General features: G+C 36.0%; 8 protein-coding genes. 1 reads left to right on the top strand and 7 read right to left on the bottom strand.

What is annotated here, in order from left to right; translation table 11 throughout:
• The 5 genes from OZD62_RS01010 to OZD62_RS01030 all read right to left on the bottom strand — a co-directional run.
• Nucleotides 1-562: DNA polymerase III subunit delta (locus tag OZD62_RS01010; protein ID WP_394370298.1), on the bottom strand; the 562-nt coding region annotated here is incomplete at its 3' end.
• 5 nt (nucleotides 563-567) lie between these two features.
• Nucleotides 568-747: a hypothetical protein gene (locus tag OZD62_RS01015; RefSeq protein ID WP_010082539.1), complete on the bottom strand. Its 180-nt coding sequence runs from the start codon at nucleotides 745-747 to the stop codon at nucleotides 568-570.
• Between the two features lie 131 nt (nucleotides 748-878).
• The gene (locus tag OZD62_RS01020; RefSeq protein WP_275019248.1) at nucleotides 879-1,679 is read right to left on the bottom strand and encodes a metal ABC transporter permease; all 801 of its coding nucleotides are present in this window, start codon (nucleotides 1,677-1,679) and stop codon (nucleotides 879-881) included.
• A 1-nt stretch (nucleotide 1,680) separates the two neighbouring features.
• Complete coding sequence (locus tag OZD62_RS01025) at nucleotides 1,681-2,046, bottom strand: Mth938-like domain-containing protein (RefSeq protein WP_010082536.1); 366 nt, start codon at nucleotides 2,044-2,046, stop codon at nucleotides 1,681-1,683.
• Nucleotides 2,047-2,049: 3 nt separating this feature from the next.
• On the bottom strand, nucleotides 2,050-2,916 hold the full coding sequence (locus OZD62_RS01030) for a 4-(cytidine 5'-diphospho)-2-C-methyl-D-erythritol kinase (protein ID WP_010082535.1): 867 nt from the start codon (nucleotides 2,914-2,916) through the stop codon (nucleotides 2,050-2,052).
• Between the two features lie 81 nt (nucleotides 2,917-2,997).
• Here OZD62_RS01030 and OZD62_RS01035 point away from each other — a divergent pair, with 81 nt between their 5' ends.
• Nucleotides 2,998-6,261: a UvrD-helicase domain-containing protein gene (locus OZD62_RS01035; protein ID WP_275019249.1), complete on the top strand. Its 3,264-nt coding sequence runs from the start codon at nucleotides 2,998-3,000 to the stop codon at nucleotides 6,259-6,261.
• A gap of 324 nt (nucleotides 6,262-6,585) precedes the next feature.
• Here OZD62_RS01035 and OZD62_RS01040 read toward each other — a convergent pair whose 3' ends face one another.
• Together OZD62_RS01040 and radC are read right to left on the bottom strand one after the other, a co-directional pair.
• Entirely contained in the window at nucleotides 6,586-6,876 is a 291-nt protein-coding gene (locus tag OZD62_RS01040) for a GIY-YIG nuclease family protein (protein WP_010082530.1), read from the bottom strand.
• A gap of 277 nt (nucleotides 6,877-7,153) precedes the next feature.
• Entirely contained in the window at nucleotides 7,154-7,828 is a 675-nt protein-coding gene (gene radC / locus OZD62_RS01045; RefSeq protein WP_010962534.1) for a RadC family protein, read from the bottom strand.
• Nucleotides 7,829-8,457 lie beyond the last annotated feature (629 nt).

The following is an 8,457-nucleotide window of genomic DNA, read 5'->3' on the forward strand; positions in this document are numbered from 1 at the left end:
TCTCCCCTAAGTATAAAACTAACTTCTCAAGTTCTGAACATATAGGCAGCTTGCTATGATTAAAGTAAGATTGCAAATGGTAGATTATCTCATTTGTGCATTTTATATCATTTTGTTTTAAGTAACTTGATATAATGTCATAAAGATTGCTGTTGCTGTCCTTATAGCAAGCAATCACACCAAAAATTTTTGAACTCTCCATATAACTTTTAGTCGCAGAATTATATGGAAGATCATTTGCTACCATCATTACATAATGACCACTTGCGTTATAATCCAATACATTTTTTAACTCCTTGGATATACCTCCACTCACATTTATCAGCTTAATTAATTTTTTGCTGGTAAACATCGAAACGTTTGCCAATTCAGAAAACAGTAAACTGGGTGACTTATTCACTATTGCAAAATCCATCACCTGAACTGAACACTCACCCAAATTAGCAATTATTTCTTGTACATAAAAATCAACCCTACTGTTATCACTTCCATGAATTAACACACCACGTAAAGCATCAGGTTTCTCTAGGAATTTTTTAACTTTGGATGGTGTGACCCTCATGCTATCTATATGATATCATTCTCATTTGACTGTACATGAGTATCCAAAGACTCTGAGTCTCCTTGTGCAATATTATGCACATCACCTGCTACATCATCTGACTCTTCTGTTTTTCCTGTAATATAATTATAAAATTTTTTCACAGGTTGAGATATATATTTGGAAAAAAATCCTTCTTCGCTCATATTGCTTACTCCATAAAATTAACAACTTATCATTAGCATATAAAGAATAGTATAGCAAAAACTATTTTGTGCTAAGATAGTGATGTTTTATAATGAGTATATTACAAAATTATTAACATTCGAGATCAAAATTAAGCCAACCTGCTTAATACTAGCCTCATAAAATAAGCGATAATTAAATATACCGCTGCAACAAGTATAATTGCAGGTCCAGTTAACAAATCAAAACTTGCAGATAACATGAGACCTGATATCCCAGAGATCACAGAAAAAACTGTTGCAACAATAATCATCTGCATTGGAGTTTTCGAAATGAGCCTTGCAGATGCTGCTGGTATTAGCAAAAATGCAGCAATGAGTAATATTCCTATTAGTTGGGCAGCAATTGCTATAAATATAGCAAGAGTGATTAAAAATTCTAGTCTAACAAAGGTAACATTAATTTTTTCAACTACTGCTAAATCTTGATTAATTGAAATCATTAACCAATAACGCCATCTAAATATTAATATCAAAGTAACTACTGCAGAGGTTAAAAAAATCAATACTATATCACTTTGATCGAGCGTTAATATATCACCAAACAGTGAGCTAATAATACTATTATTGCCAGATGGAAGAAAAGACATAAGTATTAAACTCGATGATAAAACTACATTGGTAACAATGTTCAATATCGTATCAGCAGAATATAATCTGTTAAAATTAAGAGAAAGTAGTATAGCAAATGTAATTGCAATGAGCATTATGCTAAGCGATGGGCTAATCTTAAAGATTAAAGCAAGTGCAACACCAAGCAACGAAGAATGGGACAAACTATCACCAAGATAAGATAACCTTTGCCATATCATAAACGATCCTAAAGCGCCTGTTACTAGGCTAATTACAACTACTGCAACTAGACTGTTGATGAAAAAGTCCTGGGTAAGCATGCTATATGGCTATTAGATAACTGACAACAAATCTATCTTCGGATATCAGAATATTATGGGTTCTGCATGCAGAACCTGTTGTCATAAATTCAAAATTTAAACCTTTTTGTTCCATAAGATAGGACTTCACTGAAGAACTTAGTATATTGCGTGTTTTACCAGTACCTATTAACAAAATTTCTATTTCCTCTGTTAAAAAAGATTCAAAATACTCCTTGCTGTTTATATCACTTTCTTTCAATTTTATCACCTTTTCAGGAAAAATTATAATTGAGCCGCAATATTCTTGATTGTTTACCAAAAATTTTCCTTCCCTGTAACCATTTATAAGATTTTTATTCTCGGAAATTAAGGGAGTTATATCCATAAGTCAAACTATTAATTGAGTGTTGCATACCCACCATTCTGGTTGCTTTTTTCCGATATTAACTGCAGCAGCTTTTGCATTTTCCTCACTATCGAATATTCCAAAGCATGATACACCACTGCCTGACATGCGAGAAAGTATAGAGCCTTCTTGTGACTTAAGTGTTGATATCACATCCTTAATTTCAGGTACAAAGCTTATTGCTATTTCTTGAAGATCGTTTCTCGTCTCTTTAAGAAACTTCAACAAATCCTTTTCAGCGTCATCGCTCCATTTAATTGGCTCAGAAAATTTTCCTTCATGTTTGGAAAATACCTCTGGTGTACTCAAAAACCTTTTTTTCGGTTTCACAAGCACCACATTTGTAGGTAAAGAGAATTTTTTAATGTGGCATAATTCTTCGCCAATACCTCTAACAAAAACTGGCTTGCTATCTACGCTTGCGGGAACATCAGCACCAACGTTTAAGGCTATTTCATTTAAAATCGTCCTATCAATCTCCCACAGCTTCCCTAGCGTACGTACCACAGCTCCAGCATCTGAGGATCCGCTACCAAGTCCTGCAGCAATTGGTATGTTTTTTACAACCTTTACAGTGACTTTAGTGCGTACAGGAGCATGCCTAAGCAGCAGATTAACCGCTTTCATTACAGTGTTATATTGGTTATTTATTTTAGACTCGGAGTTTATAAATTCAACTGTAGAGTTATCGTATCTAGAATCCTTCTCACCTACTTTTATTTCCAAAAAATTAGAGAGATTAGCAAAGACAAATAAACCTTCAATCAAGTGATACCCTGTTTCTTTTTTGTCTACAACATGCAAAAAAAGATTGATTTTTGCAGGCGCCTTTACACAAAAACTTTTCATTATATATCTTCACTAACACTATTTTTACATTATATGTATAATGCTATTCTAGTCAACTTTTATAAGGTTCTCGCACTTCTGATGAGATCAAATGCCATAAATCCTAATTTCTCTGTGTGGGTAAATGCGTCCGCTGGTACAGGCAAAACAAAAATCTTAATAGACAGAGTATTGAGACTTTTATTAGAAAACAAAAGAAATATTCTTTGCTTAACATTCACCAATGCTGCAGCAAACGAAATGGAGAATCGCATTCACAGCATACTCAGTAAGTGGGCAATATGTTCAGATAGTGTGTTGGCAGCAGATCTAGAACAACTAGATTTCTTTCCAATGTCATCCCAGTGCGTGACACTGGGATCTCAGCACCCCTACTTGTCATCCCAGTGCGTGACACTGGGATCCAGAAAAAATAAAGATTATTTAACAAGAGCAAGAAGGCTTTTCTCTGAACTGGAAAATCTTGGTCTAACTATACAAACCATACACGCTTTCTGTTACAAATTAATCTCCAGCTTTCCTATAGAAGCTGGCATTGCTCCAAATTGCACGCTGAGCGAATGCAAAGAATTACATTCCATCATATTCAATAAAGTGCTTCATAACGAAACTGTGCAGGATGATATCAACCTTATTGCAACTGAAATTGATGAAAATAAACTACGCGATTTGCTTTATACTTTATGTGTAAAAAGATCAGCGTCAGCAAATGATTCGAAATATATCAAAGATAAATTGAGTGCCCCAGATGAAATTCATGACTTACAGAGTGAAACAATTGAGCACGTGGAAAGACTAGCCGAGATATTAAGTGAAGGCAGTAAAAGAGATCAGAGTTATAGTGAAATACTTTATTCTACTGTCATCTCAGCTGGGATCCAGAAGAAAAGAACCAGCGTCACGCGCTGGAATGACACTAAAGTAGAAAACCTAGCCAAGGTCTTTTTAAAATCAGAATCGCACGAAAAAAAGAGCATATCATCCATTGCAACAAAAAGTATTTTGGAGAAATTCAAAGATGCAGAGCAAATAATAGAGAGCGTTCAGAATGTAGTATTTACCCATATAAGAGACATGAACTCTTATCAAATATTCAAGAGAATCAGTAGCTTACTTGGTGTATTTAAAGTATATGTTGATTTGTATAATAGTGAAAAATCAAAAAATGCACTGCTTGACTACAATGATATAATCAACTTAGCAACAAATCTTCTTAGCAATCCAAACTATAAAGATTGGATATTGTTTAACTTGGATCAAAAAATAGATCACATCCTTGTTGACGAGGCACAAGACAATAGCATCAGCCAGTGGAAAATTATAACAAATCTCTGCGATGAATTTTTTGCCGGTAATGATGAAAAGCGAACCTTATTTGTTGTTGGTGACGTAAAACAATCCATATACAGATTTCAAGGAGCAAATCCCCATCTATTCAACTATATGCAACAATACTTTCATACGAAAACTGGTGGTAGAGATTGGATATCATGCCAACTTGAAAAGTCATTTCGCTCAACTCCAGAAGTTTTGATGCTTGTAGATAGAATATTTAATAACTTCCGCGCAGAAATATCTTTTAATGATAATGAAATAAAACATGTTCCACATAGAGAAAATGACCAAGGATATATTGAAATTTGGCCAGCGTTACCAAGGCGCAAAGAGAAAGAACAGCAAGCTTTACAAATTCCTCTGACATGCAGGGAAAATTATATAATAGCAGACCGATTACTTGCTCAAACAATAGCCAACAGAATTCACAATTGGTTAAATGAAGGGCGAATTTTAGTCGCTAAAGATCGCCATATAGAGCCAAGAGACATTATGATTTTGGTACGGCAACGAAACGTATTAGTTGATTACATAATAAGCGAACTTAAAAAAGCAAACGTGCCAGTTGTAGGCCGGGATTATTTTAGAATTATGGACTATATAGCCGTGCAGGACTTAATAGCTTTGGCCGAATTTTTACTCCTCCAGGCAAATGATTTAGCTCTTGCAAATGCTTTAAAATCACCGCTATTTAATTTCACCGAGGATGATTTATTTAACATTGCATACGACCGTAAAGAGCATTCACTATGGGAAAGAATTCAGGATTATTCTGTGGTTATCTATAGTGAATTAAACTATCTCATTAACTTATCTCGCATAGAGTCTCCTCTTGCACTATTTACACATATATTGCGTACAGGTAAGAAGAAATTTGCTGCAAGGCTAGGTCTTGAGTGCTTTGAGGTTCTAGACGAATTTATGAACCTCGTGTTGCAATTTGAAAACCCATCTCTTCAAGCGTTTGTTCAATGGATCAAGGAGAATAATCCGGAGATTAAGAATGATATGCAATCAGAACGCAATGCTGTGCGAATAATGACAATTCACAAATCAAAAGGTCTGCAAGCTCCCATAGTATTTTTGGTTGATACAAACACAGTGCCAAGAAACAGTGAAAGCATTATCTTTGATGGAACAGAAGTGCCATTTTGGTGTGGAAAAAACAACAACGCTTATTGCGATCAAGTAAAAAGAGAGAAAAAACTAGAGGATTATAATGAATATTTGCGTTTATTATACGTAGCACTCACGCGTGCTGAAGATGAGTTATACATCTTAAGTAAAGAGCCAGTGCAAAAGGGCTCTTGGTATGATCTAATCACTAAGTACGGAGAGCCATATGAAAAGAAACAAAGGGATTTACAGCCAATATTTAAAGAAAAAGTTGAAGTATTATGCGTGAATGCAAACTACCCTTACATTTATAAAAAACGTGATTATTTTGACGTTCCGGTCATTTCCCTTCCACCAGCTTTAGCCCACTCTTCGGTGTCATCCCAGCGCGTGACGCTGGAATCCAGTGAAAAAGAAGGAGCAGAATGGATCCCAGTGTCAGCTACTTGGATGACAGATGGTTATGCAAGAGGCCTGATTATTCACAGCATATTGCAGTATATGCCCAAGATAGAAAAAGAAAGGAGAAAAAATTGGGTCAGAAAATACCTTGATAACATCAGCGAAGATAAGGATGAAATTTACAGTAAAATATTAGCCTTTAATGAAAAATATGGCTATTTGTTTGACTTGGAAGGCAAATCAGAGATTACACTGAGTGGAACAATTGATGGCAAGTCAGTATTAGTACGACTAGATAGGCTATGCATAACGCAAGATAAAGCAATCATAATTGACTACAAATCACACCGTAACGTTTCTGTTTCCTTATTAAATGAAATAAAAAAACAGATGTTAATCTATAAAACCTTAGTACAAGAAATATATCCAAACAAGCAAGTAGAGTGCGTGGTTATTTGGGTGGAAGATTTAACCATTCAATCTGACTTTTAACGAAACTTGATTGCAAGAAATAGCTACTACGTCATACCACCGCGAACCGTCATACCGCCGCAGACCGTCATACCGCGATTCATTCGCGGTATCTCAGCCGCTAACACGTAGCGGAATGACAGCAGTCCTACGTCATACCGCTGCGGATAGATCCCGCTAACAAGTAGCGGGATGACGAATTACTTAACTGTCATACCACCGCAAACCGTCATACCGCCGCGGTATCTCAGCCACTAACAAGTAGCGGGATGACGAATTACTCAACCGTTATCCTGCTGCTCCTTTCTCGTCATCCCGCTACGTGTTAGCGGGATCTCAGCATAGCTATCTTAAAGCTAAGTAATATAAGTCAATCCAGCTAGGATTCTTTTGATTGATCAAATTAATTTTCCACTGCCTTGGCCATTCTTTCAGGCGCCTTTCTCTTGCAATAGCTAAACTTATATCTTCAAACTCTTCAAAATATACAAGTTTATTTACATTATATCTTGATGTAAAACCTGAAACAATTTTGTTTTTGTGTTCCCAAATCCTCTTGATCAAATTTGCAGTTACACCAATATATAATGTGCTATTAGCTTTATTTGTAAGTATATAGATATATGATAACTTCATCTTAATCGTTTATAGCTAAAGTAACTGAGGTTTACCAACATTATACTACACCATCATACCACAATAAAACTTACCGTCATGCCGCCGCAGATAGATCCCGCTAACACGTAGCGGGATGACGAGTTACTATACCGCGGCGGTATCTCAGCCGCTAACAAGCAGCGGGATGACAGCAATCTACGTCATACCGCGATTCATTCGCGGTATCTCTTAGCCGTTAACACGTAGCGGAATGACGATTGTCGGTAAATCTAAGTTACTGTAGCTATAAAGGCTTTCACAACAACCTATTTTCCTTGAAACTAAAATAGCTACTGAATGTAATAATAATGTGATCTATTAATTCTATTCCTATACTTTGGCAAGCTTCTGCTAGTTGTCTAGTGAGAGATATATCGCTATTTGAAGGTTGTGTATCTCCGCTTGGATGATTGTGAGATATTACAATGGATGTTGAACCAATCAAAAGTGCGCGCTTGATGATCTCTCTGACATAAAGAGGAGTTTGATCTACTGTACCAATATTTTGCAAGTCTTCCGCTATTAGACGATACTTTTTATTCATATAGATGACACGAAAATTTTCCTTATTGAGGCTTCCTATACTTATTCTTAAATAATCAAGCAATTTTTCCCAGTTATCGATTACAGGCAGGTTTTTTATTTCTTCTCTTGCAGAACGAACAAAGGCTTGTTTTACACAAAAGATGGCAGATATCGCTGCATTGCTGACATCATCAACGTTTTGCAGCGCTTCCAGGTCAGCATTAAAAACTTTATTTAAGCTGCCAAAACTTTCTATCAAACTCTTTGCCACCGGTTTTACATCAATTCTACTATATGCTGAATATAAAATGTGCTCTAAAACTTCATAATCAAGTAATGATTGTCCATTATCTAAAATAATTTTCTCTCTTAGGCGCTTTCTATGCCCCTTTTTGTAATTTTTCATCGTCAATGAATTGCTTATCTCTTGTATAATAAGAAATTAGATTTTTAAGTAAAATATTTAATAAAGCGCATGACGCACAATTGTAAGAACATTCATTTTTAAAGACAGCAAATGGTGTCATGAAAGTAGCTGACGCGAGCTCTACGTCATACCGCCGCAGACCATCATACCGCCGCAGACCGTCATACCGCGATTCATTCGCGGTATCTCATCCGCTAACAAGAGATCCCGCTAACAAGTAGCGGGATGACGAATTACTTAACCGTCATGCCACCGTGAACCGTCATACCGCGATTCATTCGTGGTATCTCTAGGTCCCGCTAACAAGTAGCGGGATACTTGATCTTTACAGGGATGACGGTTGTCGTTTAGCTACAAACATTAAGAAATTTACCAAATGAAAAAAAAGGCAAAAGAAGCCCTAGTCATTGTCTATTTTCAGTATTTGGCGTTTTTTAAATCTTAAACACTGCAATTTAGCTGCTTTTAAACGCAACTCACCTTAGTTTAAATGTTTAAGAAATTTACTAAGCAGAAAAAAAGGCAAAAGAAACCCCGCGTTAGCTAGTTGTCACTCTCTAATCCTGCAAATTGGCGTACTATACTGTCTTAAACGACTTATAAGCGCG

It is taken from the genome of Wolbachia endosymbiont of Drosophila seguyi (assembly GCF_028981765.1).
Taxonomy (GTDB): Bacteria; Pseudomonadota; Alphaproteobacteria; order Rickettsiales; family Anaplasmataceae; genus Wolbachia; species Wolbachia pipientis.

Excerpts from the sequence above, each read along its gene's own strand:
- OZD62_RS01015 (WP_010082539.1), bottom strand. The coding sequence starts at position 747 with ATGAGCGAAGAAGGATTTTTTTCCAAATATATATCTCAACCTGTGAAA.
- OZD62_RS01020 (WP_275019248.1), bottom strand. The coding sequence starts at position 1,679 with ATGCTTACCCAGGACTTTTTCATCAACAGTCTAGTTGCAGTAGTTGTA.
- OZD62_RS01025 (WP_010082536.1), bottom strand. The coding sequence starts at position 2,046 with ATGGATATAACTCCCTTAATTTCCGAGAATAAAAATCTTATAAATGGT.
- OZD62_RS01030 (WP_010082535.1), bottom strand. The coding sequence starts at position 2,916 with ATGAAAAGTTTTTGTGTAAAGGCGCCTGCAAAAATCAATCTTTTTTTG.
- OZD62_RS01035 (WP_275019249.1), top strand. The coding sequence starts at position 2,998 with ATGAGATCAAATGCCATAAATCCTAATTTCTCTGTGTGGGTAAATGCG.
- OZD62_RS01040 (WP_010082530.1), bottom strand. The coding sequence starts at position 6,876 with ATGAAGTTATCATATATCTATATACTTACAAATAAAGCTAATAGCACA.
- radC (WP_010962534.1), bottom strand. The coding sequence starts at position 7,828 with ATGAAAAATTACAAAAAGGGGCATAGAAAGCGCCTAAGAGAGAAAATT.